This is a genomic window from Halorubrum sp. AS12 (assembly GCF_051122765.1).
GTDB lineage: Archaea > Halobacteriota > Halobacteria > Halobacteriales > Haloferacaceae > Halorubrum > Halorubrum trapanicum.
In genome coordinates, this window is the sequence record NZ_CP185385.1 from 2,499,638 (window position 1) to 2,525,228 (window position 25,591).

21 protein-coding genes and 4 pseudogenes are annotated in these 25,591 nt (G+C 71.4%); 7 read left to right on the forward strand and 18 right to left on the reverse strand.

Annotated features, from left to right (window positions below; translation table 11 throughout):
• Positions 1-22 precede the first annotated feature (22 nt).
• From ACODNG_RS12765 to ACODNG_RS12780, 4 genes are all read right to left on the reverse strand, one after another.
• Positions 23-2,323, reverse strand: a complete 2,301-nt coding sequence (locus tag ACODNG_RS12765) for a transglutaminase domain-containing protein (RefSeq protein WP_434521615.1) — start codon at positions 2,321-2,323, stop codon at positions 23-25.
• On the reverse strand, positions 2,320-3,480 hold the full coding sequence (locus tag ACODNG_RS12770; RefSeq protein WP_434521616.1) for a DUF58 domain-containing protein: 1,161 nt from the start codon (positions 3,478-3,480) through the stop codon (positions 2,320-2,322). Before ACODNG_RS12770 ends, ACODNG_RS12765 begins: the two co-directional genes overlap by 4 nt.
• Before the next feature lie 31 nt (positions 3,481-3,511).
• Positions 3,512-4,543: an AAA family ATPase gene (locus ACODNG_RS12775; RefSeq protein ID WP_434521617.1), complete on the reverse strand. Its 1,032-nt coding sequence runs from the start codon at positions 4,541-4,543 to the stop codon at positions 3,512-3,514.
• A 204-nt stretch (positions 4,544-4,747) separates the two neighbouring features.
• Entirely contained in the window at positions 4,748-6,121 is a 1,374-nt protein-coding gene (locus tag ACODNG_RS12780; protein ID WP_434521618.1) for a dihydroorotase, read from the reverse strand.
• A gap of 138 nt (positions 6,122-6,259) precedes the next feature.
• Between ACODNG_RS12780 and ACODNG_RS12785 the strand changes: the two are divergent.
• The 3 genes and pseudogenes from ACODNG_RS12785 to serS all read left to right on the forward strand — a co-directional run bounded on the left by ACODNG_RS12785 (position 6,260) and on the right by serS (position 8,596).
• A pseudogene (locus ACODNG_RS12785) lies at positions 6,260-6,772 on the forward strand (hypothetical protein).
• 87 nt (positions 6,773-6,859) lie between these two features.
• Positions 6,860-7,098: pseudogene (locus tag ACODNG_RS12790) on the forward strand (hypothetical protein).
• A 127-nt stretch (positions 7,099-7,225) separates the two neighbouring features.
• Positions 7,226-8,596: a serine--tRNA ligase gene (gene serS / locus ACODNG_RS12795; RefSeq protein ID WP_434521619.1), complete on the forward strand. Its 1,371-nt coding sequence runs from the start codon at positions 7,226-7,228 to the stop codon at positions 8,594-8,596.
• A gap of 26 nt (positions 8,597-8,622) precedes the next feature.
• Here serS and ACODNG_RS12800 read toward each other — a convergent pair whose 3' ends face one another.
• A complete protein-coding gene (locus ACODNG_RS12800; RefSeq protein ID WP_434521620.1) occupies positions 8,623-9,225 on the reverse strand; it encodes a hypothetical protein in 603 nt (200 codons plus the stop codon).
• Positions 9,226-9,358: 133 nt separating this feature from the next.
• Here ACODNG_RS12800 and ACODNG_RS12805 point away from each other — a divergent pair, with 133 nt between their 5' ends.
• Positions 9,359-9,856, forward strand: a complete 498-nt coding sequence (locus ACODNG_RS12805) for a hypothetical protein (protein WP_434521621.1) — start codon at positions 9,359-9,361, stop codon at positions 9,854-9,856.
• A gap of 1 nt (position 9,857) precedes the next feature.
• On the opposite strand, the gene ACODNG_RS12810 is transcribed toward ACODNG_RS12805, so the two are convergent.
• The 3 genes from ACODNG_RS12810 to ACODNG_RS12820 form a co-directional block, all read right to left on the reverse strand.
• Positions 9,858-11,006, reverse strand: a complete 1,149-nt coding sequence (locus ACODNG_RS12810) for a tRNA-intron lyase (RefSeq protein ID WP_434523099.1) — start codon at positions 11,004-11,006, stop codon at positions 9,858-9,860.
• 87 nt (positions 11,007-11,093) lie between these two features.
• Positions 11,094-12,008, reverse strand: coding sequence for a phosphotransferase family protein (locus ACODNG_RS12815; protein ID WP_434521622.1), 915 nt, complete (start codon positions 12,006-12,008; stop codon positions 11,094-11,096).
• Between the two features lie 196 nt (positions 12,009-12,204).
• The gene (locus tag ACODNG_RS12820) at positions 12,205-12,750 is read right to left on the reverse strand and encodes a hypothetical protein (protein WP_434521623.1); all 546 of its coding nucleotides are present in this window, start codon (positions 12,748-12,750) and stop codon (positions 12,205-12,207) included.
• A gap of 119 nt (positions 12,751-12,869) precedes the next feature.
• Between ACODNG_RS12820 and ACODNG_RS12825 the strand changes: the two are divergent.
• Positions 12,870-15,109, forward strand: a pseudogene (locus ACODNG_RS12825) (AAA family ATPase).
• 30 nt (positions 15,110-15,139) lie between these two features.
• On the opposite strand, the gene ACODNG_RS12830 reads toward ACODNG_RS12825, so the two are convergent.
• The 4 genes from ACODNG_RS12830 to lwrS all read right to left on the reverse strand — a co-directional run bounded on the left by ACODNG_RS12830 (position 15,140) and on the right by lwrS (position 17,243).
• Positions 15,140-15,622 (reverse strand): CopG family ribbon-helix-helix protein, encoded by a 483-nt coding sequence (locus tag ACODNG_RS12830; RefSeq protein WP_434521624.1) that lies wholly within the window; start codon positions 15,620-15,622, stop codon positions 15,140-15,142.
• Positions 15,623-15,647: 25 nt separating this feature from the next.
• Entirely contained in the window at positions 15,648-15,977 is a 330-nt protein-coding gene (locus ACODNG_RS12835) for a PadR family transcriptional regulator (protein WP_434521625.1), read from the reverse strand.
• A gap of 34 nt (positions 15,978-16,011) precedes the next feature.
• Positions 16,012-16,728, reverse strand: coding sequence for an HAD family hydrolase (locus ACODNG_RS12840; protein ID WP_434521626.1), 717 nt, complete (start codon positions 16,726-16,728; stop codon positions 16,012-16,014).
• Between the two features lie 131 nt (positions 16,729-16,859).
• Positions 16,860-17,243, reverse strand: coding sequence for an LWR-salt protein (gene lwrS / locus ACODNG_RS12845; protein WP_434521627.1), 384 nt, complete (start codon positions 17,241-17,243; stop codon positions 16,860-16,862).
• A gap of 61 nt (positions 17,244-17,304) precedes the next feature.
• On the opposite strand from lwrS, the gene uppS reads away from it, so the two are divergent.
• Entirely contained in the window at positions 17,305-18,264 is a 960-nt protein-coding gene (uppS, locus tag ACODNG_RS12850; protein WP_434521628.1) for a polyprenyl diphosphate synthase, read from the forward strand.
• Between the two features lie 31 nt (positions 18,265-18,295).
• Here uppS and ACODNG_RS12855 read toward each other — a convergent pair.
• From ACODNG_RS12855 to ACODNG_RS12865, 3 genes and pseudogenes are all read right to left on the reverse strand, one after another.
• Positions 18,296-19,397: pseudogene (locus ACODNG_RS12855) on the reverse strand (DUF2891 domain-containing protein).
• A gap of 96 nt (positions 19,398-19,493) precedes the next feature.
• Positions 19,494-19,952 carry an NOB1 family endonuclease gene (locus ACODNG_RS12860; protein ID WP_017344245.1) on the reverse strand — a complete coding sequence of 153 codons (459 nt, stop codon included), beginning with the start codon at positions 19,950-19,952 and terminating at the stop codon, positions 19,494-19,496.
• Positions 19,952-20,197 carry a PRC-barrel domain-containing protein gene (locus tag ACODNG_RS12865; RefSeq protein WP_092920292.1) on the reverse strand — a complete coding sequence of 82 codons (246 nt, stop codon included), beginning with the start codon at positions 20,195-20,197 and terminating at the stop codon, positions 19,952-19,954. The genes ACODNG_RS12860 and ACODNG_RS12865 overlap by 1 nt, the downstream gene beginning before the upstream one ends.
• Before the next feature lie 221 nt (positions 20,198-20,418).
• Between ACODNG_RS12865 and infB the strand changes: the two genes are divergently transcribed.
• Complete coding sequence (gene infB / locus ACODNG_RS12870; protein WP_434521629.1) at positions 20,419-22,212, forward strand: translation initiation factor IF-2; 1,794 nt, start codon at positions 20,419-20,421, stop codon at positions 22,210-22,212.
• Between the two features lie 16 nt (positions 22,213-22,228).
• On the opposite strand, the gene ACODNG_RS12875 is transcribed toward infB, so the two are convergent.
• From ACODNG_RS12875 to ACODNG_RS12885, 3 genes are all read right to left on the reverse strand, one after another.
• Positions 22,229-22,801 (reverse strand): hypothetical protein, encoded by a 573-nt coding sequence (locus tag ACODNG_RS12875; protein WP_434521630.1) that lies wholly within the window; start codon positions 22,799-22,801, stop codon positions 22,229-22,231.
• A gap of 498 nt (positions 22,802-23,299) precedes the next feature.
• A complete protein-coding gene (locus ACODNG_RS12880; protein ID WP_434521631.1) occupies positions 23,300-24,367 on the reverse strand; it encodes an mRNA surveillance protein pelota in 1,068 nt (355 codons plus the stop codon).
• A 25-nt stretch (positions 24,368-24,392) separates the two neighbouring features.
• Positions 24,393-25,472 (reverse strand): DUF4013 domain-containing protein, encoded by a 1,080-nt coding sequence (locus ACODNG_RS12885; protein WP_434521632.1) that lies wholly within the window; start codon positions 25,470-25,472, stop codon positions 24,393-24,395.
• Positions 25,473-25,591 lie beyond the last annotated feature (119 nt).

Consider the following 25,591-nt stretch of genomic DNA (forward strand, 5'->3'; position numbering starts at 1 on the left):
ATAGTGTCGGGAGGCCCCCCGATCAGCGGACGAACCGCCCGATGAGCGGCGCCCGTTCGAGCGCGAGCCGCCGGACCGCCTGCCGGGCCTCGTCGGCCTCGTCGCGGGTTATCGATCCGGCGTACGCGGCGCGCTCGTACGCGGCCGCGACGGTCTCGACGCGCTCGTCCGCGCCGAGCGTCCGGACCGTGTCGACGTAGCTCCGCGGCGTCTCGCCCGGCCGCCGCTCGCGGTACGGCCCCGCGAGCAGCCGTTCGAGGTCCGCGAACGCGCGCTCGGCGTCCGCGACCGGGTCGCGCCGCCGCCGCGGAAGTATCGGTCCGATACGCCGGGTCGCGCGGCTCGCGAATCCGGTCCGACGGGCGCCCGCGACCCCGAGCGCGACGACGAGCAGCCAGTACATCGCGGTCTCGGCGCTCGGAGTCGGGAGGAGTCCACTATCGCCGGTATCGCCCGACACGACGCTCGGTCCGCCGCCCTCCGCGTTCGCGCCTTCGAGACGCGAGATGTCGACCGACGAGTTCTCCTCCGTGCCGTTCGTCACGTTCGAACCCCCTGTCTCCGGGTCGGTCGAGTCGTTTCCGTCCGCGCTCGACGCGGTGTCACCGTCGGTGGGGTCAGGGGTGCCCGTGCTGGGACCCACCTCAAGCGTCTGGTTGGGGGTGGACTCCTCGGTGTCGACGTTCTCCGCGCCGCCGGCGCGCGCCTCCGCGAGCCGGGCGTCTCGGGCCTCGTCGCGGGGGTCCGACGGGGTCGGATCGAACGCCACCCAACCGTGGTCCGGCACGTAGATCGACACCCACGCGTGGGCGTTCTGTCCCCGCACGACGTACTCGTCTTCGCCCACCTGTTGGCCCGGGGTGTAGCCGGTCTCCATCCGGGTCGGGATCCCCTGCGACCGGAGCATCGCCGCCATCGTCGTCGCGAAGTACACACAGTAGCCGGCGTCCATCTCGAAGAGGAACGCGTCGGCGATGTCGCTCTCGGGCCGTTCGACGGTCAGCGAGTACTCGTACTCCGAGCGCAGGTACGCCTCGACCGCGGCCGCCCGCTCGGACGGCGAGTCGGCGTCCGCCGCGGCCGTGATCTCGTCCGTTCGCTCGCCGACCCGGTCGGGCGTGCTCTCCGGCAGCTGCGTGTACCGCTCTTCGATCGCCGCCGGGTAGTCGGCGCTCGCGTTCCGGAGCGCGGCCGGGTCGGCGTCGAGCACGCGGCTCTCCACGGTCGCCTCCTCGCCCGGTTCGAGCGGCTCCGCGAGCCGGAGGCTGCCGCGCTCGTCGAGCCGAACGGCCCCGCCGTCCGCCGTCGACGCCGATACCGCCTTCCACGGCGCCGGCAGCGCGGTCGATTCCGTCTCCGCGGTGATCGAGACGGTGACGGACTCGCTCGACCCGGGCGGACCGGAAAGCGAGTCACCGAGCGTGGATCGCTCCCCCGTCCTGACCCAGCCGTCGCCCGTGTAAGTGTCGTACGCGCCCGTGTGCCAGTTCCGCTCGACCGGGCTCTCGATCGTGTACCGCACCTCCGGAGAGAGCCGCGTCGTCCCGACGACCGCCAGCTCGTCGTCGCCGCTGAGGCTCGACTCCAGCGTCGCCGTGCCGCGGTCCAGCCCGAGCGGCGCCGCCGCGCCCGCCGGGATCACGGTGACGGTCGCGCTCGCGACGACCATCGCCGCGACCACCACCGCGAACGTGCCGGCGTGGCCGCGGCGGCGGCTCGGCGTCGAGAGCGTCGAGAGACCGACGGCGAGCGCCAGCCCGACGACGCCGGCGACCGCCGCCTCGGTTCCCGCGTCGCCGGTGAGCACGAGGAAGCCGAGGGTCCCGCCGCCGGCGCTCGCGGCCGCGACGTGCCGTCCCCGCCCGGCGAAGTACCCGACGAGGAACGTCGGCACCGGCGCCACCGCGAGCACCCAGACGTCCGCGAGCGCCAGCCGCAACACGGAGAGACCGGTCGACAGCGCGAGGACGTCCAGGGCGACGCTCCGGACCGTGAACAGCGCGCGCTGGCTCTCGGGGATCGCGAGGAGATAGCCGGACAGTCCGGCGACGAGAACCGCGCCGGCGAGCCACAGCGCGGTCCGCTCGCCGACGACCCGCGCCAGCGCGACCCCGCCGACCCCCGCGACCGCGACGACGCCGGCAGTCCGGGCCGTCCCGCCGACGACGTTCGTCACTTGGAAGAACACGGTGAGGTACGCCGCGGCGACGACCGCGACGCCGACGACCGCCGGGTCGGCCGCCCGCCGGTCGTTCTCGCCCGGTTCGTTCCCGCCGGATTCGGTCGGCGAGCGAGCCGTTCCCGCGGACGACTCGCGGCTCACGGCGGGGTCACCTCACGTCGACCCGCCGCCTCGCCGGTCCGACTCCGCCCGGACCCGCCGCTCGGGGAGCGCTCCTCGTCCGCCTCGCGGCGCAGCTCCGCGAACTCGACCGCCCGGTCGCCGGTTCGGAACCGGGCGCCGCTCGTGTCGGCGATGACCGTCACGTCGGCGTCGTCGGTGGTCACCTCCCCGGGACCGGTCTGGGCCGCGAGTTCGAGCACCTCGCGCCGCCCCCGTCCGCCCGGGGACGCCGAGACGCGACCGCCGGGGAGCCGCACGTCGACCGGGACGCCGTCGTCGAGCAGGGCTAGCGCGAGGCTGCTGGTCGCCCGCGCGAGTTCGTCGGCCGCGACCGCGCTCGGGGAGCGGTCGCCGCCCTCGCCGTCGCCGCGGCCGGCCGTCCCGAACCCCCCGACCTCGTCGCCGCCGCTGACGTCCGTCCCGCCGGCGATCGTCACCCGGTTCCGGGCGGTCTCGGCCGCGAACTCCTTGACGACGATCTCGTCGCGCTTGGCGGTCGTCGCCCAGTGGACGTCACGGACCGCGTCCCCCCGGGTGTACTCCCGGAGCCGGTCGAACTCCTCGCGCTCCCGGCTCACGTCGACCGCGTCGACCGCGTGTAGCTCCCGGCGGAACCGGGTCGGGACCGGGTCGCGGGGCGGGTACACGGTCACCGCGGCGGTCTCGTCGATGACCATCTCGCGCTCGAAGAGACCGAACACGTCGGTGACGGTGAGTTCGACCGGTCCGAGCGTCCGCTCGCCGCGCCTGCGGTACGTCACGCGGTACGAGACCGGCTCCGTGCCGACGGACCCGCGGATCGGCGTCGTCGGCCCGTCGAGTCCCTCGTCGACCCGGACGCCGACGTCGGCGAGAAAGGAGGGTGAGGCATCGTCGCCGTCGCCGCCCCGCGCCGCCCCGGACCCGAACTCGAGGCGCACGTCCCGCGTCTCTCCGACGAACCCGTCGGGAGGCGTCACGTGGCGGGCCGCGGGGGTGTCGACGCGCGACACCTGAACGTAGCCGGCCGCGAGCGCGATGGCCACCGGGATCACGATCGCGTCGAGCGCGCGCCCCCCGGCGGCAAGCGCGCTGGCGGCCGCGACGAGTCCGACGAGGCCGGCGACGCGTCCCCGGCGGGTGAGCGCGGTCGTCATCGGCGCGCGGGAGGGGTCGGCGTCGCCGTCATCACTCCACCCGGATCCGGTCGAGCGCGTCGTCGACGACGTCGGCGCCGTCCGTCCCGCCCGTCTCGGTTCGGATCCGATGCGAGAGCACGGTCGGCGCCTCCGCCTGAACGTCGTCGGGGATCACGTAGCCGCGGCCGGCGAGCGCGGCGCGGGCCTGCGACGCCCGTATCAGCGCGAGGCTCCCGCGCGGACTCGCCCCGAGCTTCGCGTTCCGACGGGTGTACACCGCGAGCCGGGCCACGTACTCCCGGACCGCCTCCGAGGCCTCGATCTCGCCGACGACCTCGCGGGCGCGCCGCACGTCGGCGATCGTCGCAACCGGCTCCACCGCGTCGATCGGGTGGTCGCCGGCGAGCCGCCCGAGGATCGCCGCCTCCTCCTCGGTGTCCGGGTAGCCGAGCCGGATCTTCTTCGTGAAGCGGTCGACCTCGGCGACGGGTAGCTCGTACGTCTGTCCCGGCTCCACGTCGTTCTGGGTCGCGATCACGCAGAACGGGTCCGGCAGGTCGCGGGTCGTCCCGTCGGTGGTCACCTGGTTCTCCTCCATCGCCTCCAACAGCGCCGACTGCGTCTTCGGCGGGGCGCGGTTGATCTCGTCGCCCAGCACGACGTTCGCGAACACCGGGCCGGGCTGGAAGTCGAACTCGTCCGTCCGGCGGTTGAACACGTTGACGCCGGTGACGTCGGACGGGAGGAGATCGGGGGTGAACTGGACGCGCTTGAACGAGCCGTCGATCGAGCGCGCGACCGACTTTGCGAGCGTCGTCTTCCCGACGCCCGGCACGTCCTCGACGAGGAGGTGGCCGCGCGCCAACACGGTGACGAGGACGTGTTCGACCGCGTCGCGCTTGCCCACGATCACGTCCTCGACCTCGCTCACGATCCGGTCCGCGAGCGCGGCGACGTCCGCGGGGGTCTCGGGTTCGATCGCCGCGCCGACACCGGCCGCCGCGCCGGCGGTCTCCGCATCGCCGTCGGTCGATTCAGCGGGACCCGTTCCGACCGGTCCGGACTCCCCGGGGTCCGTCATGGCCGGTCGGTCTCGTCCGGGTCGGTTCCCCGTCCGGATACGACCGTGCGAATGCTCCCCGTGATCATCGATATACCCCGAGTAAGACGAGGAACGGCATATGCGTTCCGCCGGCGAGGGGCCGTCCGTCTCGCCGGATCTCGTCTCTCGGCGTCGCCCGCGTGGGGTTCGACTCTCGTTCGGGACCGACGGTTCTTCGGGGGACTACGACCCCCTGACGTTCCGGCCAACCGGATCGCCGAACGACGCCGCGCCCGTCGCCGGGTCGCGCTCGTAGACGACCTCGCCGCGGACGAGCGTGACCTCCGGGAAGACGCCGCGGAGGCCCTCGAAGGGGGTCCACGCGGGGGCGCTGTGGAGCGCCGCGGCCTCGATCTCTCGCGGGTCGGCCGTGTCGACGAGGACGAGGTCGGCGTCGCGCCCCTCGGCGACCCGTCCCTTCCGGTCGAGTCCGAACGTCTCGGCCGGGTTCGCTGCGACGACGTCGCGGACGCGTTCGAGCGACAGTTCCCCCTTCCGGACCGATTCGAGGAGGAGGGGGTACAGCGTCTCGACGCCGGGGACGCCGCTGGGCGCGTCGACCAGTCCCTTCCGCTTCTCTTCGACCGTGTGCGGCGCGTGGTCGGTCGCGACCACGTCGATGTCGCCCTCGGCGAGCCGGGCGAACAGCGCCTCGCGGCGCGACTCGGAGCGGAGCGGCGGGTTCATCCGCCCGAACGTCCCCAGCGAGCGCGCCCGCTCACGGGAGAGGTACAGGTGGTGGGGCGTCACCTCGCAGGTGACGCGGGGCGCCGCGTCGGTCCCGTCTCCGTCGCCGTCGCTTCCCCCCGCCCCGGCCTCGCGGGCCTCGACGACGGCGTCGACCGCCTCCGGCGTCGAGGTGTGCGCGATATGGACCCGCGCGTCGCGGTCGGCCGCCGCCGCGAGCGCGCGCTCGACCGCGGCGACCTCGGCGTCGGCCGTTCGGTAGGCCGACCACGCGTCCGCGGTCGCGGCCGTCCCGACCCCACCGAGGTCGCCGTCGAGCGCGGACTCGTCGAACAGCGTCGCGTCCTCGGCGTGGACGGTGACCGGGACGTCGCGGGCCGCGGCGGCGTCGAGCGCGTCCGCGAACAGGTTGGCGTCGATCCCCATGTCGCCGGTCGAGTCCGCGAGGAACACCTCGCCGAGCGCGAAGAGGGGGCGCTCGAAGAGGCTCTCCGGGTCCCAGTCGGGGGTCACGCCGCCGTTGATCCCGTAATCGACGAGCGAGTCGGCCGCGAGCGCGCCCTTCTCGTCGAAGGCGTCGCCGTCGACGGTCGGCGGCGAGGTGTTCGGCTGGTCGACGACGGTCGTCACGCCGCCCGCGGCCGCGCTCTTCGACCCGGAAGTCCACGTCTCCTTGTGGCTCCCGCCCGGCTCGCGGAAGTGGACGTGGACGTCGACCGCGCCCGGCAGGAGGTGTCTGCCGCGGGCCTCGAGGACGCGCTCGCCGGCGTCGGCGCCGAGTCCCTCGGCGACTGCGTCGATCCGCCCGTCGTCGCCGATACGCACGTCTCGCACCCGGCCGTCGGCCAGCGTCGCACCCGTGATGAGCATCGTTGTCGGCCGGTCGCGGCGCGCGGGATAAACGCTGGTGGTTCCCGGCCACGGAGCGGCGGGGCGGCGACCGCGTCCGTCGACGAACCGCCGCGGCCACCACAAGACGTTTGTCGCCGGCAACGCCTCGTCTTCCGCATGGTCCTTGCCCTCCTCTCTGTCCCCACCCCCGCGATCTCCGCGGTCGCGGACTCGGTCGTCGAGTGGCTGTGGGCGCTCGCGCTGTTCCTCTTCCCCGGACTCGTCGCCGCGGGGCTGTGCGCGCCGTTCCTCGCGACGACGCGCTGCCGGGCGCTGTTCCGCGCGCTCCCCCGGCGGGACGCGTTACGCCCTCGTACATCGGCGTCTCGATCGGTCTCTCGGTCCCGTACATCGTCGGCGTCGTGCTGACGGTCGCGTTCGCCGCCGACACGGGTCCCGCCTGGAGCGAGGGGTTCCTCACCACGGCGCTGTTCGGCGGGGTCCTCGTCGGCTTCGTCGCCCCGGCGGTCGCCGTCGCCGGCCTCCCGCGGCTCGGGATCGACTGGGACCCGACCGGATACGGCTACTCGACGTGGATCCTCCTCGTCGCCGCCGCTGTGGTACGCGGTCGTCGCCGCGGTTCCGCTCGTCGTGCTCGCCGTCGGGATGGCGCTGCCGGGCGGGTACTGACGGCGACGCTCGTTCGAGACCGTCGTGGTTCGGCGGGAATGTTCGAAATCGCAAGTTTTTGTGTGTCCGCGCGACCAACGCCCGGACATGCTCCCCGCACCCTTCCGGCTGTTCTTCGTCGCCGTTCCCCTCCTCGTCGCCGGCGGCGCGCTGGCGATGGCAGCGTTCCCCGACGGATGACCGCGTGGCAGATGCGATCGGCCGACGGCTCTACCCAACAGATCGAACCGAGCGACACCCGGATCCTCATGATGCGCGTGATGGGCGTCGTCGTCGCCGGTCTCGCGCTGCTCATGGTCGTCGCTAACTTCGCGTTCGTTCCCTGAACGGCCCCCACGACGCGCTTCGCGTCGCGCGGTGCCGACGCGCCGTGCCGACCGACGTCGACACGTCGTGCCAACCGATGCCGACGCTCCGATACGGTTTTGGGTCGCCCCGCGGAACTCCCGACAAATGCTGTCTCGACAGTTCGTCCGGGAGAACCCCGAGGTTGTCCGCGAGGCGCTCGAAAACAAGGGCGTCGACGTTGACCTCGACCGGATACTCGACGTCGACGAGGAGTGGCGGGAGCTGAAACAGCGCGGCGACGACTTACGGCACGAGCGCAACGAGGTCTCCTCGAAGATCGGCGAGCTGAAGGCGGCCGGCGAGGAGGCGGAAGCCCAAGCGGCGATCGAGCGCTCGCAGGAGCTCAAATCGGAGCTTCAGGAGATCGAGGAACGGGCCGACGAGCTGGAGGAAGAGCTGGAGGAGTCGCTGCTCGAACTGCCGCAGATTCCCCAAGACTCCGTGCCGGTCGGCGAAGACGAGTCGGAGAACGTCGAGCGCCGCCGCGAGGGGTTCGACGAACTCCGGGACCTCCCGGCCGACGTGGAGCCGCACTACGACCTGGGCGAGGAGCTCGAGATCCTCGACTTCGAGCGCGGCGCGAAGGTCGCCGGCGGCGGCTTCTACGTCGCGAAGGGCGACGGCGCGCGCCTCGAACACGCGCTGATCCAGTTCATGCTCGACGTCCACCGCGAGCAGGGGTACGAGGACGTGTTCCCGCCGATCCCGGTCAACTCCGCGTCGATGCGGGGCACCGGGCAGCTGCCGAAGTTCACCGAGGACGCCTACCGGGTAGAAGGGTCGAACGAGGACGAGTACGACGACGACGACCTCTGGCTGCTCCCGACCGCGGAGGTGCCCGTCACGAACCTCCACCGCGACGAGATCCTGCTCGGCGAGGACCTCCCGCTGAAGTACCAGGCGTACACGCCGAACTTCCGGCAGGAGGCGGGCGAGCACGGCACCGAGACGCGCGGAATCGTCCGCGTCCACCAGTTCAACAAGGTGGAGATGGTGAACTTCGTCCGACCCGAAGAGAGCGACGATCGCTTCGAGGGGCTGGTCGACGAGGCCGAGGAGGTGCTTCGCCGACTCGAACTCCCCTACCGCATCCTGGAGATGTGTACCGGCGACCTCGGGTTCACGCAGGCGAAGAAGTACGACGTCGAGGTGTGGGCGCCCGCCGACGACATGGACGAGGGCCCCGAACAGGGCGGCCGCTGGCTGGAGGTCTCCTCCGTCTCGAACTTCGAGGACTTTCAGGCGCGCCGCGCCGGGATTCGGTACCGCGAGGAGCACCACGAGTCCGCGGAGTACCTCCACACCCTGAACGGCTCTGGGCTGGCGGTTCCCCGGATCGTCGTCGCCATCTTGGAGTACTACCAGAACGACGACGGCACCGTCACCGTCCCCGAGGCGCTGCGCCCGTACATGGGCGGGACGGAGGTCATCGAGGGCCACGACGCGGTCGGCGAGTCGAAGCTGGGCGGGGAGTAAGCGGGACCGCTGTTTTCCGCGACCGACTACTGGTTCTCCAAGGCGTCGAGAATACACGCGGCCGCGACCACCGCCTCCTTCGGTACGTCGCTCGCGTCGTCGACGGTGACCGTGTAGGCGTCCCGCATCGAGAACTGCCCCTCGATGTCGCCGACGTGGCCGCCGTCGGCGTCGAATATCTCGTACTTGTTCGGAATCAGGTTCGCGGCGCCGACGAGGTGGCGGAGCCCCGACAGCAGCTTGTTCTTCGACTGAATCGTCGCCAGCGCTTCGCCGGTCTCGGGGTCGCGGATCGTCCAGTTCTCGACGAACAGCGAGTAGTCCTCGTCGAGGACGACCACCTCCTCGCCGGTGCCCGCGTCGACGATGGCGTAGTTCCCGCCGATGTCCATGATTCCGCCCGCCTTCACCGAGAAGGCGTCCGCGTCGTCGCCGGTGACGAACGGGAACTCCTCTTTCAGCTTGAACATCTTCTGTTTCCCGCGGAGGACGACGTTTCCGGCGCCGTCGCGGACGGTGTACTTGTTCCGCACCATCGACTGTTTGACCTCGTAGCGGTCGTCGCTGAGGTCGACGGTCGAGATGTCGTACCTGCTCGACTCCGACGGGGAGGTGGAGGGATCGTCCATGGGTGTCGAAGCGCGTCACCGGCGGAAAAACCTGCCGTTCTCTCGGCGGCGCCCGCACCCGAACGCAGTCGTTCTAAAGCGATCGTCGTAGCCTTCGGAACCCCTTTTTGAACGGCGAGCCGTCGTGACGATGATGTCTCGGCTCGCGCTCGTCGCGATCGGTTGTCTCGTCGTTGTCGCCGGCTGCCTGTCGGGCGGCGCCCCGGCCTGTCCCGCGATCGGACCGGACGGCGAGCGGGTCGAGGATCCGGTGTGTCCGGACGAGCGGGCGGGCGGCCTCTCGCTGTCCCTCGAACGGGACGCCGAGACCGTCCGCGTCACCGCCACAAACGTGGGGGACGAGACGGTGCCGGTCAACCCGGACCAGTGGGTCGTCTTCCGGAACGCCGCCGAATCGGGAGCGGACGCGCCCGAGTGGGAGACGGCCGCGAACGCCCCGGCGGGCACCCACAACCTGACCGTGCGGGGACTGGCTCCGGGCGAGACGGAGACGTGGGAACTCCGCCACGATCCGAGCGCGCCGGACGCGTCGGACCGCCGCGACGCGGTGCTACACCGGTCGGGCGAGTACGTCTTCTCGCTCGGGGCGAACGACCGGACCTACGTCGTTCCCTTCGCGATCGAGGAGTGAGCTACGGCGTCAGCCGATCCACCGAGAGCCAGTCCACGTCGGCGTTGCGGGCGGCGTCGCCCTCTCGCGTGTCTCCGCGCTCCGCGGGATGCTCGCCCCCGACCGCGGTCAGCGCGAAGGCCATTTCCTTGCGGACGCCGCCGGCGAGGCGCACGTCGAGCGAGAGTTCGCGCGGCGAGAACTCGTGGGCCGGTCCCACCACGCGCACGAGATGCTCGGAGTGCGGCAGGTCATCGACCGTCTCCACGTCGAGGTACGTCCGGAAGTCGGCGCCGAACTTGAAGCCGGTCTTCGGCACCGTGTCGGCCGCACGGAGGCGCTTATAAACGGCGAGCCGGCGGTCGAACCGCTCGCCCTCCACGTCGCGGCCGCGGGCGACGATTCGGGCGGCGGCGTCACCCCTCTTTCCGTCCACGTCTCCACTCCCCACCGACGCCGACAGCGACAGCCGGCCGTCGGCGGCCAGCGACGCGGCCTCGACGAGGGAGAGCTGGAGCGCGCCCTCGACATCGGCGGCCCGCCCGGTGAGCGGGCGCCCGTAGAAGCCGCGCTCGTAGAGGTCCTCTGGGGCGTCCCAGACGACGACGCGGTCGGCGAGGAGGACGCCCGCAAGCGACTCCGGCGGCTCGTAGTCGGTCGCGCCCTCGATTCCGCCGGACTCGGCCGCGAAGTAGGTGATGTCGGACTCCTCGTCGACGACCGCGAGGGTGCGCCCGGCGAGTCCCGCGGCCGCGACGGACTCGCGCTCGCCGACGACCTGGATCGGGTACTTCACGTTGCCCGTGTCGGGCGTCTCGCCGCGCTCGTAGGCGACGAAGTCGACCGCGTCGCTCGGCGCGTCGCTCCCGCCCGGCCACGGCTCGCGGGCAGGCGAGAGGTAGAAGCCGCGGTCGCGCAGGTCCGAGTAGACGAGGAAGCGCACCGCGAAGCGGTCGGCCGCCGCCGCGCTCGCGACGAAGAAGCGCTCGAAGCCGACGGGATCTGAATCATCCCCAAGTTCGATCCCGGAGAGGTCGCCGCGGAACAGCAGGTGTGCGGCCTCGACCCGCGAGAGCGCGATCTCGTTGCCGTCGAGCGGTCGCCCGTACCCCCGGGCGTCGTAGAAGCGCTGGCGGGCGTCCCCGCCGACGCGGACCGCGTCGCCCCGCAGGTGGCCGGTCGGTTGCGATACGCGTCAGACCGGCCGGCCGAGGGAAGGGGGTTGCGGTCGGCGGGCGGCCGGCGCCCCGCGCGGCCCTCACGCGAGATCGTCGAGTATCGCGTCGACCCGGCTCCGCAGCCGATCGGCTTTCCTCCCCGTCTCCTCCGGGTCGTTCTGGTCTTGGACGTACAGCGATTCGAAGTGGTACACCGCGTTCAACAGCGCGTAGTGGGGCGCTCGCCGCTCGAACCCGGCCGGCAGCGACCGGAGCGACTCGTTCCCCTCCCGAAACGCGGTTCGAGGATCGCTCTCCCCCGGCCCGAAGGCCGGGAACACGGTCCGCCAGTAGTCGTACTCGCCGGGCGCGGCGATCGCGTGTTCGAAGTCTATCAGACACGCCACCTCGCCGTCGGCGACAGCGACGTGTTCGGGCGTGGCCCATCCGTGACAGCAGACCGGCTCGCCGGCACCGGCGAACGCGTCGGGACGCGCCGCGAGGTGGTCAAGCACCCGGTCGACAACGTCGGCGTGCCCGTACCGAGCGAGCACCGGACGGCGGTCCTCGACGTACTCGACCGCGGCGGCCTGCCACTCGTCGCGCCCGCGGACCGCGAACGGCTCCTCCGGCCGGAAGGCGCCGTAGGCGTCGACGAACGGCGCCGTCTCGTCGTGGAGCGTCGCCAGCCCGCGCCCCGCGGCGCGGGCCCACGCCTCGTCCGCCTCGTGGTCCGCCTCGGCAGAAGGGGCGTCCGGGTGCCACGCCGCGACGTAGTAGCCGTCTCCGACACACAGCATCTCGGGCACCGGAACCGAGGTGTGGTCCCCGACGGCGGCCATCGCCCGCCCTTCCGTCTCCGCGTTCCCGGTCGGACCGGTGTCTCCCTTGTAGACGGCGAGACGGCCGTCGACCGACACCTCGTACACCTCGTGGGGCGGAACGTCGTGGAGTCGACGGCGAACCTTGTGGTTGTCGAACCTCGCGTCGAGCCGTTCGGTGATCTCGGGGTCCATCGCTCGTTCCGTGTAACGGGCCGCCGCCGACAGTCCGCGACGCGGTGTGCCGGCGAGGGGCCGACTGATACGTGTCCGTTCGCGGGGAGACAAAAAACGGATCCGTTCGGAACATTCCCGTCGACGCCGGGAGGCGCGCTGCCACCGAAACCCCCAGCGACCGAGGCGACCGACTGGTTTCAGTCATCGCGTCCCCTCACAACAGGAGATAGAGACCGCCGTGTACGACTACGAAGAAGAGCACGACCGCGATGGTCCCGGGCGGGGAGTACGTCCAGAGCGCCGAGAAGTCGCCGGTGTACCGCCTGTTTCGAGCGGAACGGAAGGACGCTCCGAGATTGAAAAGAAAGTACGACGCCGTCAGCAGCACGGACAGGTCGACGAACAGTTCGGCCCACGCTCGTCCCCCGACGGCGAGCAAGATGCCAACGGCCGCGGCGACGCCGACGGCCTGTCCGACCAGCCCTCCGGCGGTGTACAGGTCGACGTGCTTCGTCCGCGCGGCCTCCGCGTCGTACCCGGCGTATATCTCGCCGTATCGCGGCTGTTCCCGCGGTCTGATCCAGTCTTCCTCGTCACGCAACGCCACGTGCTGCGGGAAGTCGAGGAGGACGACCTTGATCTTCGAAGCCGGAATCCCGGCGACCCATCGTCCGACGCCGTAGTGACCGAACTCGTGGAAAGCCACGACGAGCCCGTACACGAACACGGAGGCAGCGACGTTCAGTACGGACTCGGTCATCGAGCGGAAGTGAAAATCAAACGAAAATAAAAGCTGTGAATCGGTCTCACACGCCGCGGCGGGGCGCCGGCGCTGTCCGGCCGGACAAGGATAAAGAGCCGCCGGCGAGAACGACGGGTATGAACGACACCGCAGGGCTCCGGCTCACGGTGCGTGCCGCCGAGAAGCGGGACGCGGGCCGGGGCATCGCCAGGCTCCCCGAGTCGGCTCGCAAGCGGCTCGCCCTCCTCAGCGGCGACACGGTCGAGGTGCGCGGCGAGCGCACCGCGGTCGCGAAGGTGTGGCCGGGCGGTCCAGACGCCGACGACGGCTCCGTCCTCATCGACGCCGACACCCGCGCCAACGCCGGCGTGAAGGTCGGCGACACCGTGACGATCGCCCCCGTCGACGTCTCCGACGCCGACCGCGTGACGCTGGCCGCGCCCGGCCGCCTCGCCGAGGTCGACGTGAGCCGCGAAGTGGTCGAGCGCGCGCTCTCCCGCGAACTGCGCGACCGCCCGGTCACCGAGGGCGAGGCCGTCCACGTCGAGCGGCTCGGCGGCCTCCGGTTCGTCGTCGCCCGGACGGCCCCCTTGGGGACCGTCCGGATCACCGCCTCGACCGACGTCTCGGTCGAGTATGACGACGACGCCGAATCCGCAGGCGACCGGGCCGATGTACCGACCCGGAGCACGGACGACCGCACCGGGGGACCGACCGGCTCCGGGACGGCTCCGCCGGGAGACGACGCCGAACCGACGGCCGGCGGATCGCCGCCCGCGGAGCACACCGCGGGCGCGACCTACGAGGACATCGGCGGTCTCGACGAGGAGCTGGAGCTGGTCCGCGAGACGATCGAGCTGCCCCTCTCCGAGCCGGAGGTGTTCACCCGGCTCGGCGTCGACCCGCCGAAGGGCGTCCTGCTCCACGGGCCGCCGGGGACCGGGAAGACGCTCATCGCCCGCGCCGTCGCCAACGAGGTCGACGCGACGTTCATCACCGTCGACGGCCCGGAGATCATGTCGAAGTACAAAGGGGAGTCGGAAGAGCGGCTCCGCGAGGTGTTCGAGCGCGCGAGCGACGACGCTCCGGCGATCGTCTTCTTCGACGAGATCGACTCGATCGCGGGCAAGCGCGACGACGGCGGCGACGTGGAGAACCGCGTCGTCGGCCAGTTGCTCTCGCTGATGGACGGTCTCGACGCCCGCGGCGACGTGATCGTCATCGGCGCGACGAACCGCGTCGACACCATCGACCCGGCGCTCCGGCGGGGCGGGCGCTTCGACCGCGAGATCGAGATCGGCGTCCCCGGCGAGGCGGGACGCCGGCAGATACTCGACGTTCACACGCGCCGGATGCCGCTGGCCGACGACGTGGACCTCGACCGGATCGCGAGCCGCACCCACGGGTTCGTCGGCGCCGACATCGAGGGGCTCGCGCAGGAGGCGGCGATGACGGCGCTGCGCCGCGCCCGGCAGGACGACGCGGCCGCGCTCGACGACGTGACGGTCACGAAGGCCGACTTCGAGGCGGCCCACGCGAACGTCGAGCCGAGCGCGATGCGCGAGTACGTCGCCGAGCAGCCGACGACCGACTTCGCCGACGTGGGCGGTCTCGACGACGCGAAAGCGGAGCTGGAGCGCGCCGTGACGTGGCCGCTGTCGTACGGTCCCCTGTTCGACGCGGCGGGCGCCGACCCCCGACCGGCGTCCTGCTGTACGGCCCGCCCGGGACCGGGAAGACGCTGCTCGCGCGCGCCATCGCCGGCGAGAGCGGCGTGAACTACATCCAAGTCGCCGGCCCCGAACTCCTTGACCGGTACGTCGGCGAGTCGGAGAAGGCGGTCCGCGAGCTGTTCGACCGCGCCCGACAGGCGGCGCCCGCGATCATCTTCTTCGACGAGATCGACGCGGTCGCGACCGACCGCGACGCGGCCGGCGGTGACGGCTCCGGCGTCGGCGAGCGGGTGGTCTCGCAGCTCCTGACCGAACTCGATCGCGCCAGCGACAACCCGAACCTCGTCGTCCTCGCGGCGACCAACCGGCGGGACGCGCTCGACCCGGCGCTGCTCCGCCCCGGTCGCTTGGAGACCCACGTCGAGGTGCCCGAGCCGGACCGCGAGGCGCGCCGCAAGATCCTCGAGGTCCACACGCGCGAGAAGCCGCTGGTCGACGAGGTCGACTTGGAGCGGCTCGCCGACGAGACGGAGGGGTACTCCGGCGCCGAGATAGCGGCCCTGTCGAGGGCGGCCGCGATGCGCGCCATCGAGCGCGTCGCCGACGAACACGGGGAGGCCGCCAACGACCACGCCGACGAGGTCGGGATCACCGGCGCGGACTTCGACGCGGCGCTCGAATCGGTCCGGCCCGAGACCGTCTAAGGGCGGGAAGCGGCGACTCCGTCGGTCCGGTCAGTCCTCCTCGGGAGTCGCGGTCTCGTCGCCCCCCGGGGAACCGTGTGCGTGCGCCTCGCCGAGGGCGCCGGCGCCGAACTCGTCGACGGGCGTGACGCTGTAATCCACCGTGAGCGTGTCCTTCGTCGCGCGGACCTTCCCCACGAACGTCGATATCTCCTCTAAGCCGCCCTCCAGCACGAACAGCTCCATACAGTACTGCGAGCCGACGTGGCTGTGGAAGTTCGAGGCGACGATCCCCTCGTGTTCGTGTCGCAGCCGCATCATGCGTTCCTCGACGCTCGTCGTCTCGTAGTTGAAAAGCACCGTCACCACGGCCATCAGCGCACGGTCCTCCAGTTTGGCGTCCTCGAACTCACCGAGGAGATTCCGGGAGGCCTCGCGAATCACTTCGCTGCGCCCGGTGTAGCCGTGTTCGTCGGAGAACTGGTCGATCCGTTCGAGCAGCTCTTCGGGCATGGACACGCTGACGACTGTCATGTATTAACCCACGCCGGCGAAGTTGTTAATCCTTGAGGTCCGGGTCGCCGCGATCGGGCCCTCGCTCGGACCCGTTGCCCCCCTCGATCCGGTCGCCGAGCCACGCGTAGTGGTCGAGCAGCGCGGTCTCGCCCGCCTCGGTGAGCGCGTACACGTCGGCGATCCCCTCGGTCCGGCGGTCGAGGTAGCCGGACTCGACGAGCGCGGAGAGGGTGCCGTAGAAGGAGCCAGGATCGATCCGCTCGTCGTAGTGTGATTCGAGCCGGCTCTTCGCCGACTGCGCGCGCAGCTCGCCGTGCTCGTACAGCAGCGCGCAGAGGTCGCGGCGCCGGCCGCTGTGGAACCACTTCGTCATGGATCGCGAGTCGCTCCGGGAAGGGATAAATCGCTCACGACGCGTCGACCGCGCCACCGGAATCGACGCGCACGCCGCCGCGGCGGTCGGCGTTGCCCCCGTCGCCGCCGACCAGTTCGTCGAGGCGCTCGACGCGCCGGTCGCCGAGGACGCACCGGCCGCGGTCGTCGTGGCCGACGCGCTCAACGTGGACCGCGTCGAGTCCGGCGTTCCAGGCGGCCGCCACGTCGCTCTCGCCGTCGCCGACGTAGTAGCCGCGGTGCCGGCCCGGGTCGACGCCGAGTTCGCCCATCGCGGCCTCGATCGGGTCCGGATCGGGCTTCCACCCCGTCTCGTCGGTGCAGCAGACGACCGCGTCGAAGCGGTCGGCGAGGTCGACGCGATCGAGGACCGGGTCCGCGAGGAACTCCTGACAGTGGGTGACCAGCCCGGTCGGTCCGCCGACCTCGCTCACGCGGTCGAGCAGGCGCGCGGCGTCGTCGTGGAGGAACGTCGCCTCCGCGCGGGCGACCGGATCCTCCACGTCGTGGAACGCCGGCCAGAACGCGTCGGGGTCGACCCCCATCCCGCGCAGGGTCTCGGCGCGCGCGCCGCCGAGTCCGTGCCAGAGGACGTACGCCTCTCGGTCCGAGAACTCGCGGTCCAGTCGGTCGCCGACGCGGTCGAACACCGCTCGGGTGTACTCCCACTCGGCGTCGACGAGGGTGCCGTCGAGGTCGAACAGGTGGAAATCGTAGTCGGCGACGGCCATGGATCGACCCGTACGCCGGGGACCGGCAAGTGCGTTGCGGGTTCGGAGCGAGGCGGTCGTCCCGCTCCGAGGTCTTCCGCTCCGAGGTCTTCCGCTCTGAGGCCTTGGCCTTCCGCTCCGAATCCTCTCGCTCAGTCCCGAACGTGGACCGACGAGCCGAGGTACTTGCGGAGCACCTCGTCGACCGAGTCGGCGTTGAACCGGTCCAGATCCGCGGCGATCGCGTCTTTCAGCGCGTCGAGGTACGCCTCGTCGGTGCGGAGTTCTCGGAAGTCGACGTCGACGACCTCGACGCTCGCGGCGTCCGCGAGCCCCAACCGCTCTTCCGCAAGCCGCCGAAACGCCGGCTCGTCGCCGACCTCGCCGCGCCACAGGCGGTCGCGGAAGAAGAGCCAGCCGTCGGTTCCGGGTTCGCTCGCGGGGATCTCCATCGTCGTCTCGAACCGGTCGGGGTCGACGGCGGCGGCCGTCGGATCGAGGCGGAGGGCGACGCGGAACACGTATGCGGCCTCCATGCCTCGGGGGTCGAGCGATCGATCCATAAAGGTATACCGCTCGGGGGCGTGATATACGGCCATGTGGAAGCGACTCCGCGACCTCGTCGGGCGCGCGTACCGGCGGCACCTCCGCCGCGAGATCGACGACGTCCCGGACCACGTCGCGGTCATCCAGGACGGGAACCGTCGGTACGCCCGCGAGCGCGGCGACGACGCCCCCGACGGCCACCGCGCCGGCGCCGACACCACCGAGCGCGTCCTCGACTGGTGCGCCGACCTCGGCGTCTCGGAGCTCACCCTCTACGCCTTCTCCACCGAGAACTTCGACCGCCCGGATGAGGAGCTGGAACCCCTCTTCGACCTCTTGGAGCACAAGCTCCGGGAGTTCGCCGACGCCGACCGCGTCCACGATCAGGGCGTGCGCGTCCGGGCCATCGGCGACGTGCCCAGGCTCCCGCCGCGCGTCCGCGACGCGGTCGACTACGCGGAGCGGCGCACCGCCGACAACGACCGGTTCACGCTCAACGTCGCGCTGGCGTACGGCGGCCGGACCGAGCTGCTCGACGCCGCGCGCGCCATCGCTCGCGACGTGGACGCCGGCGAGATAGCGCCGGGGGACGTCGACGTCGAGACGGTCGAGTCCCGGCTGTACGACCGGCCGATCCGCGACGTGGACCTGATCGTCCGCACCGGCGGCGACGAGCGCACCTCGAACTTCCTCCCGTGGCACGCCAACGGCAACGAGGCCGCCGTCTACTTCTGTGCGCCGTACTGGCCGGAGTTCTCCGAGGCCGACTTCCTGCGCGCGATCCGCACCTACGAGTCGCGCGAGGAGTCGTGGCAGCGCGCCCGCGCGGAGCGGGCCGCCGCGCTGGTGCGCGCGCTCGCAGAGGTGGAGTTCGCCGAGGCCCGCGCCGCCGCCTCGCGGCTCCGGGACCGCGTCCCGCGGCTCGACGGCAGCGACCTCTCCGAGGACGCGCTCGGCATCGCCGAGGGCGACGCGGCCGACCCGGTCGACGCCGACGCGCCGGAGTCGTAGCGCGCGGAGCGGGCCGCTCTCGGAACCGCGATTAGACCGCTCCCGGCGCGATCCCGCCCTCGTTCCGCGTCAGCAGGTACAGCGCGAACGAGGAGAGCCAGTGCGACCCCGCGTAATCGTCGGTGAGCACGTCCGCGGCCCCCGCCTCGGCGTGGCGGCGCGCCGCGGTCTCCAGCGGCTCCCGAAGCCGGGCCGCCGCCGGTCCCTCTCGGCCGGCCAGCGCGTCGGCCAGCCCCGCGAGACACCACGCGCGGGAGACGTTCAGCCCGATCAGGTCGCATCGCGGCGCCGTCGCCCTCGTCCGGCTCGACGTCGACGGGCGAGCCCAGCGCGTCGTGCGGCGGGGCGGCCAGGTCCGGGAGGAACTCGTCGAGCCACGCCGCGAACGCGTCGGCGTCGAGGACGCGGCGCATGAGGTCCGCCTCGGTCAGCGCGGGCGAGAGGAAGTCCCAGCCGACCGGCTCCGCGCCGACGACCGCGGCGGTGTCGTCCGCGTAGAGGCGGCGCGCCGTCGCCTCTGTCTCCGCTTCGAGGTCGGCGTCGCCGACGACCCGCGCGTAGTCGAGGACCCCGGCGAGCGCGAACGCGGTGTTGCCGTGGGTGCCGACGCGCTGCGGGCGGTCGACGTCGAGGAACGACTCGCGGGTCCCGCGTCGGACCCGCACTTCGAGCGGGCGGAGCGTCTCGCGCCACGCGTCGGCGCGCGGGTCGTCCCAGAGGTGAAGCTCGGCGGCGAGGCGCAGCAGCCACGACCAGCCGTACGGCTCCTCGAAACCGGGGTTCTCGTCGAGGTAGTCGACCTCGCGAGCGACGTTCTCGGGGGTCAGCCGCCCGTCGATGCTCGCCGTAATTTCGGACTCGTCCGGGTGGTCCGAGCCGAGGCGCAGCGCGCGCACGAGCGCCCAGTGGCTGTGGACCGCGGAGTGCCAGTCGAAACAGCCGTAGAAGACGGGGTGGTCCTCGGCGGGACGCGGCGGCGCCTCCGGTCCCTCCACGACTCCCTGATAGTGCGGGTACTCGGTCTCGACCCCGTCGAGCGGGTGAGCGGCCAGCGCCGTCGCGACCGCGTCGTCGAGCGCGTCGGCCCGTCCGTCGCGGAGCGCGTCCGGAGAGATTTCCTCGAAGGCGTTCACGGCTGGTGGTCGGCGGGACGCCTGTTCAATCGGTCGGTCGTGTGCGGTACGATAGCACGCAGAATCAGTTCGCGCGCCGCTACGCGGTCGGACCGCTCACGCCGGGTTCTTCCGGGTCAGGTCGCTCCCGCAGATCGGACACCGCTCTTTGTTCTCGTCGAAGGTGCGGTTACAGCCGACGCACTGGAAGCGCCACTCCCGCTCCTCGGAGATGCCGTCGCGGGCGATGGCCTCGACCGGGAGGTCGAGCCGCTCGGCGACGTTCTGCATCGCGTAGTCATCGGTGACGAGCGTCGCGTGAAGCTCCAGCGCGGTCGCGATCAGCCGGATGTCGGTGTCGGACAGCTCCGCGGCGTCACCCGACCCCTTCGCGGCCCGGCGGACCCGGTCGACTGCCTCCGGCGCCGGCACGTGGACGGTCATCCCGGAACCCTCCATCGCGTCGAAGCGGAGGGCGACCTCGCCGGTGAGCTCGTCGTGGACCGCCGGGATGGAGACCACGTCCTCGTCTGTCGTGTACTCGTGGATGAACGCGGACGAGTCGAGGACCTGCATCAGCGGGCGACGACGATGTAGTCTTTCACCGCCTGCACGTTCGCAACCGGTACTCGGAGCCGCCCCATCTCGTCAACCTCGAAGTCGACGCGTTCGGGCCGCAGCTGTTCGTGCGGGCTGACCAGCAGGTGGTTCAGCTCGCCGGACTCGAGGTTCATCGTGATGTTGTAGAGGTCCCCGAGTTCCGTGCCGTCGGCGCTCATCACCGCCTTCCCGGAGAGGTTCTCCGCGAGGATGTCGACCATACCCTCACGGTTCCGGGCGACGGTATTAAACGCCACGGGCCGTCGGACGGGTGACGGACAGACGAGCGCGTCGCACCGCGGCCGGACGAACGCGTCGCACCACGGCTGGACGAACGACGCCGAACGGTCCGGCTCCGTCGTCCCGGTTCGTCGCGGCATTTTGAAAGGCTTAACTGACGGCCGGCGGAACGGACGGTATAACCTTCTCGGGGCGATCACATATGACCGACCACACACACGCGGACACCCTGCGAACCCCCATCGTCGCCGTGCTGGGCCACGTCGACCACGGCAAGACGAGCCTGCTCGACACGATCCGCGGCTCCGCCGTCAGCGAGGGCGAGGCCGGCGCGATCACCCAACACATCGGGGCGACGGACATCCCGCTCGACACCATCTCCGGGATGGCGGGCGAGCTCATCGACCCGACCGACTTCGATCTCCCCGGCCTGCTGTTCATCGACACGCCGGGCCACCACTCCTTCTCGACGCTGCGGGCCCGCGGCGGCGCGCTCGCCGACATCGCGGTGCTCGTCGTCGACGTGAACGACGGCTTCCAGCCGCAGACGGAGGAGGCGATAGACATCCTCCGCCGGACGGGGACCCCCTTCGTCGTCGCCGCCAACAAGGTCGACACGACGCCCGGCTGGAACCCACAGGACGGCGAGCCGATCCAGGTGAGCATGGACGCCCAGTCCGAGCGCGCGAAGTCGATGCTCGACGAGAACCTCTACGAGATCATCGGCCAGCTGTCGGACGCCGGCTTCTCCGCCGACCTCTACTGGCGCGTCCAGGACTTCCAGAAGAACATCGGCGTCGTCCCGCTGTCGGCGCTCACCGGCGAGGGCGTCCCCGACCTCCTCACGGTCCTGATGGGTCTCTCCCAGCGGTTCATGAAAGAGGAGATGGCCATCGACGTCACCGGCCCGGGCGAGGGGACGGTCCTCGAGGTAAAAGACGAGCGCGGGTTCGGCGCCACCGTCGACACCGTCGTCTACGACGGCGTGATCCGCAACGGCGACACCGTCGTCGTCGGGGGGCAGGACGAGCCGATCGTCACCGAGATCCGCGCGCTGCTCCGTCCGCGGCCGCTCGCGGAGATCCGCACGGAGAAGGAGTTCGAGAAGGTCGGCGAGATCGGGGCCGCGGCCGGCGTGAAGATCGCCGCGCCCGACCTCGACCAGGCGATGGCGGGCGCGCCGGTCCGGGTCGTCCGCGACCGCACCGTCGACCAGGTCGTCGAGGAAGTGAAGGCCGAACTGGCCGAGATCGAGGTCGAGACGGCAGAAAACGGCGTCGTCGTCAAGGCGGACACCCTCGGCTCGCTGGAGGCGATGGCGAACGCGCTCCGCGAGGCCGAGGTTCCCATCCTGCGCGCCGAGGTCGGCGACATCGCACCGCGAGACATCGCGGTCGCGGAGACCGCGAACCAGGACGAACACAAGGCGATTCTCGGCTTCAACGTCGACCTCCTCCAGAACGCGGAGTCGGACTTGGAGAACGCGGACGTGAAGCTGTTCAAAAACGAGGTCATCTACCAGCTGGTCGAGGACTACGAGCGCTACGTCGAGGAGAAGCAGCGCGCGCAACAGGAGACGGTGCTGGACAAGGTCGTGCGCCCGGCCCGCTTCCGCATCCTCCCCGACCACACCTTCCGGCAGAACGACCCCGCGGTCGTCGGCGTCGAGGTCATCTCCGGCACCCTCCAGAACAACCGCAACGTCGGCTACTTCGAGGGTAACGAGTTCGAGCGCGTCGGCGGTCTCTCCGGGATTCAAAAGCAGGGCGACGACGTCGACGAGGCGCGCGCCGGCGAGCGCGTCAGCATCGCCATCGACGGGCCGACGGTCGGCCGCGACATCGAAGAGGGCGACACGCTGTGGACCGAGGTGCCCGAGAAGCACGCGAAAATCCTCGAACAGGAGCTAAAAGAGGAGATCACCGCCGACGAGCGCGAGGCGCTTCAGGGGTATCTGGAGACGCGTCGCAAGCGCGACCCCTTCTGGGGGAAGTAACGCACCCGGTCGCCGGTCACGCGTACACCAGAATGATCACGGCGACGAACGCCAACTCCCCGCCGACGAGCAGCGCGGCGAGCAGCCACGTCCGGTAGGTCCACAGCCACTCGCGGGCGTCCGCGAATCGGCTCTCGGTTTCCGTCTCCACCTCGCCGCGGTACGCGGCGTCGACCCGCCAGCCGGTCTCCGGGTCGTACATCGCCGGGACGCGGGCGCCGACGAGCTCGTCGACGTCGAGCGGCGAGACGCCCGCGGCCTCCAGAAATTCGAGGAACGCCTCGGACTCTTGGAGCGACCCGTCTCGGGGCGCGTCGAACCGCTCGGTGTGGGTCGCGTCCCCGTGCGGCGGGCGCATCTCGACGGCGACGCGGTCGCCAACTGAGCGCACCTCCGTGACGATCAGCGCGTTCTCCTCGTCGTTGAGGTACGCCTCCCGGAGCCGGCGTTTCACCGCCTCGTCGACGCCGGCGTCGAGGTCGTCGGGGAGCGGATCGGCGTCCGAGATCGGATCGCCGTCGGCGTCATCGGCGCTTTCGCGGTCGGCGGTCGTCGAGACGCTCTCGTCACCGCCGGATCGGTCCGCCATCGATCCGGAGTTGGCGACGCGCTCTCATAAGGTCACGGCCGCTCCCCGAACGCGATATGTGACTGTCGTCGCTGCGAACGACTCTACGACCGGGCCTGCCGAAGTCCCAGCCGCTCGGCGATACGACAGTGGTTCTTATAAATAACTGATCGACACGAACGCCGCCGAAGCCCCAGCCGCTCGGCGGTACGCTTTCATTTATATGTAATCGATTGACACCGACACTTCCGAAGCCCCAGCCGCGAGGGCGGCGCACGCTCGCTGCGCACTTCAGTCGCTCGCTGCGCTCGCTCCTTCCAGTGCTTACGTCGCCTGCGCCGCCCTCGCGACTGCCCCTTCGAGTCCCGCCCCGCACCGCTCCGCACAGCACCTCACACCTCCCCAGCCTCGCCGCTCACGCCCTTCGGGCGTTCGCGGCGTCCCTCGCGCGGTGCCGTTCGCGGCCGCCTGCGGCGGCCGCTTACGGGCACGCGCCACCGCACTTCGACTGTCAGCCGCTCACTGGAGTCGGTAGCGTAAGATCGCGGCGATGCCGCCGAGGTTGGCGAGCTGCTCGCCGGGGGCGAACTCCGAGGAGAAGACGACGACGTCGCCACCCTGCTGTTCGACCGACTCGATCACCTCGTTGACGTCGATGTCCCAGTCGCCGTCGCCCTGCCGCTCGGTGCGGAGCCGCTCGTCGACGACGAGCAGCGTCTCGACCGCGCCGAACTCGGCGGCCTCGGCGGTGTCGTCCGGGCCGTACGTCGCCTTCGCCTCGGTCGCGATGTTCTCGGTCAGCTCGTCGATGAGACTCGCCTCCTTCGAGATGCGGGTCTCCTTCTGGACCTCGTCGACCGCGCCGCGCTTGAGCACCTCGTGGACGCCGCGGTCGCCCGCCGCGGAGGTGTCGACGGTGGTGATCCGGTCGGAGAGGTCCCGGTACTCCTCGTCGATGTAGTCGCGCGCGTCGTTCTTGGTGAACCCCGGTCCCGCGAGGATCACGGCGTCGGCGTCGAGGTGCGCGAGCGCCTCTCCCAGCTCCGCGAACAGCTCCTCGCGCGGCCGCGAGAACTCGCCTTTCCCGGTCGGCTTCGTGAACGAGGCGTACTCCTCGGTGCCGTACTGCTGGACCGTGTGGACGTAGGCGGCGCCCTCCTCGACGGTCGCGATGGCGACGTCGGGGTTCTCGGCGGCCTCGGTGGCCTCCTCCAGCCGCTCGGTCTGGTCCGGCTTGAAGTGCTTCTCGACGGTGATCTCGTCGTGTTCCTCGACGTTGAGCGTGTGGTGGGCGTTGAGCTGGTCCTCCCGCGAGCAGCCGACGATGACCCCGGAGACGCGGAGGCGGTTGGCGAACCGCGCGAACTCCACGTCCTCGACCTCCAGCGTGACGAAGATGTGCTCGCGCTGGCCGCCGGTGTCCCGCATCTGGTCGTCGTTCCGCTGGATCCGTCGGGTGGTGTCGCCCTCGACGAGGTCCCCGGGTTCGAGGACGTGCGCGAGGTGCCAGAGGTCGTCGACGTTCTCGGGGACCAGCGTGAGCCGTTCCCGGCCCTCCTCGCCGTACCCCCGCTCGGAGATGCGCATGCCCGAAGGTTCGCTCGCGGCCGTATCAACTCTTGTCTTCCGCGTCGGCGAGGGCCGGTCCCCACTCGAAGCCACCGGCCGGGTCGCCCCCGCCGATCCCGTCGCTTTCGACGGCGTCTCCCCGGTCGCCGACCGGAACGGCCCGGCCGACCTGGACCGCGGCCGGCGGCTCGCTCCGCATCGGCCGCCCGCCGTCGCCCGACACGGCGGGGACCGGACCGTCGTCGCGCGAGCGACCGCTGTCGCGAATCACGTCGGCGTCGCGGACGGTTTCGGGGTCGGAAGTCGCGTCGTCGCGAGACCCGTCGTCCTCCGGACGGCGACCCGCGTTCGGTGCCGGATCCCCCCGCAAGGCGTCGGCCGCACCTCGCCCGTAAAGGCCGTGGGCGACGACGCGGACGGCGAACGCAAGCGCGACCCCGACGACGAGCGGCGTCGTGGGCGCCGCGACGGCGTACCCTACCGCGAGCGCCCCGACGGCGAGCGTCCACCCGGTGGCGTACGAGCCGGTCGCGGCGACGCCGACCACCGTCTGGGGACGCAGTCCGTCTCTGAGTCGTCCGGACTCCGCGAAGGTCGCGAGCGCCGCCGGGCGGACGTACGCGAACGCGAGGAGGTACGCGACCACGAGCGCGCCGACGCCGCCGGCGGCGACCGCGGCGACGGCGGCCGGTCCGTTCGGTCCGAGGGCGGATTCGACGGCGGCCGCGACCGACGCCGGCTCCACCGGCCCGGCGACGAGCGCGGCGACGACGCCGCCGGCGACCGCGAGGCCGCCTGCGAGCGGCGCGAGGAGGGCGGCAGACAGCAACGCGGACTTGAGACCGTCCCTGACCAGCTCCCCCCACGCGACGAGCGACGGTACGCCGGTCGCCTCCCCGGTCCGGATCGCGCTGCGCGTCACCCGGACGAAGTAGCCGCGCGCGACGAGCCACGGGGCGAGCGCGACCGGGGCCGCGACGACGAACGCCGGGGTGATGAAGAGGACGCCGCCGAGCCACAGCGGCGTCAGGACCCACGAGAGCAGGGTCACTACCCCGCCGACGAGGACGACGCCGGCGGCGTCGTCGGTTCGCGTCAGTGCCGTCGCGGCCGCGGTGAGCATGTGGCCCAACACAGGGACGGGAGCCGCATAAAGGTCCCCGGCCCGAGCGTTTATATCGCTTCGCGGACTATCACCGATCGGCCGCGCGGGATAATCGTGTGCCTCTGACAACCCATCCG

Coding starts and splice junctions, on each gene's coding strand:
- ACODNG_RS12830 (WP_434521624.1), bottom strand. CDS start 15,622: ATGACAGTCGTCAGCGTGTCCATGCCCGAAGAGCTGCTCGAACGGATC.
- lwrS (WP_434521627.1), bottom strand. CDS start 17,243: ATGGAGGCCGCATACGTGTTCCGCGTCGCCCTCCGCCTCGATCCGACG.
- ACODNG_RS12880 (WP_434521631.1), bottom strand. CDS start 24,367: ATGCGCATCTCCGAGCGGGGGTACGGCGAGGAGGGCCGGGAACGGCTC.
- ACODNG_RS12840 (WP_434521626.1), bottom strand. CDS start 16,728: ATGGCCGTCGCCGACTACGATTTCCACCTGTTCGACCTCGACGGCACC.
- ACODNG_RS12775 (WP_434521617.1), bottom strand. CDS start 4,543: ATGACGGACCCCGGGGAGTCCGGACCGGTCGGAACGGGTCCCGCTGAA.
- ACODNG_RS12805 (WP_434521621.1), top strand. CDS start 9,359: ATGTCTCGGCTCGCGCTCGTCGCGATCGGTTGTCTCGTCGTTGTCGCC.
- ACODNG_RS12820 (WP_434521623.1), bottom strand. CDS start 12,750: ATGACCGAGTCCGTACTGAACGTCGCTGCCTCCGTGTTCGTGTACGGG.
- ACODNG_RS12800 (WP_434521620.1), bottom strand. CDS start 9,225: ATGGACGATCCCTCCACCTCCCCGTCGGAGTCGAGCAGGTACGACATC.
- ACODNG_RS12780 (WP_434521618.1), bottom strand. CDS start 6,121: ATGCTCATCACGGGTGCGACGCTGGCCGACGGCCGGGTGCGAGACGTG.
- serS (WP_434521619.1), top strand. CDS start 7,226: ATGCTGTCTCGACAGTTCGTCCGGGAGAACCCCGAGGTTGTCCGCGAG.
- ACODNG_RS12860 (WP_017344245.1), bottom strand. CDS start 19,952: ATGCAGGTCCTCGACTCGTCCGCGTTCATCCACGAGTACACGACAGAC.
- ACODNG_RS12815 (WP_434521622.1), bottom strand. CDS start 12,008: ATGGACCCCGAGATCACCGAACGGCTCGACGCGAGGTTCGACAACCAC.
- ACODNG_RS12875 (WP_434521630.1), bottom strand. CDS start 22,801: ATGGCGGACCGATCCGGCGGTGACGAGAGCGTCTCGACGACCGCCGAC.
- infB (WP_434521629.1), top strand. CDS start 20,419: ATGACCGACCACACACACGCGGACACCCTGCGAACCCCCATCGTCGCC.
- ACODNG_RS12770 (WP_434521616.1), bottom strand. CDS start 3,480: ATGACGACCGCGCTCACCCGCCGGGGACGCGTCGCCGGCCTCGTCGGA.
- ACODNG_RS12835 (WP_434521625.1), bottom strand. CDS start 15,977: ATGACGAAGTGGTTCCACAGCGGCCGGCGCCGCGACCTCTGCGCGCTG.
- ACODNG_RS12865 (WP_092920292.1), bottom strand. CDS start 20,197: ATGGTCGACATCCTCGCGGAGAACCTCTCCGGGAAGGCGGTGATGAGC.
- uppS (WP_434521628.1), top strand. CDS start 17,305: ATGTGGAAGCGACTCCGCGACCTCGTCGGGCGCGCGTACCGGCGGCAC.
- ACODNG_RS12885 (WP_434521632.1), bottom strand. CDS start 25,472: ATGCTCACCGCGGCCGCGACGGCACTGACGCGAACCGACGACGCCGCC.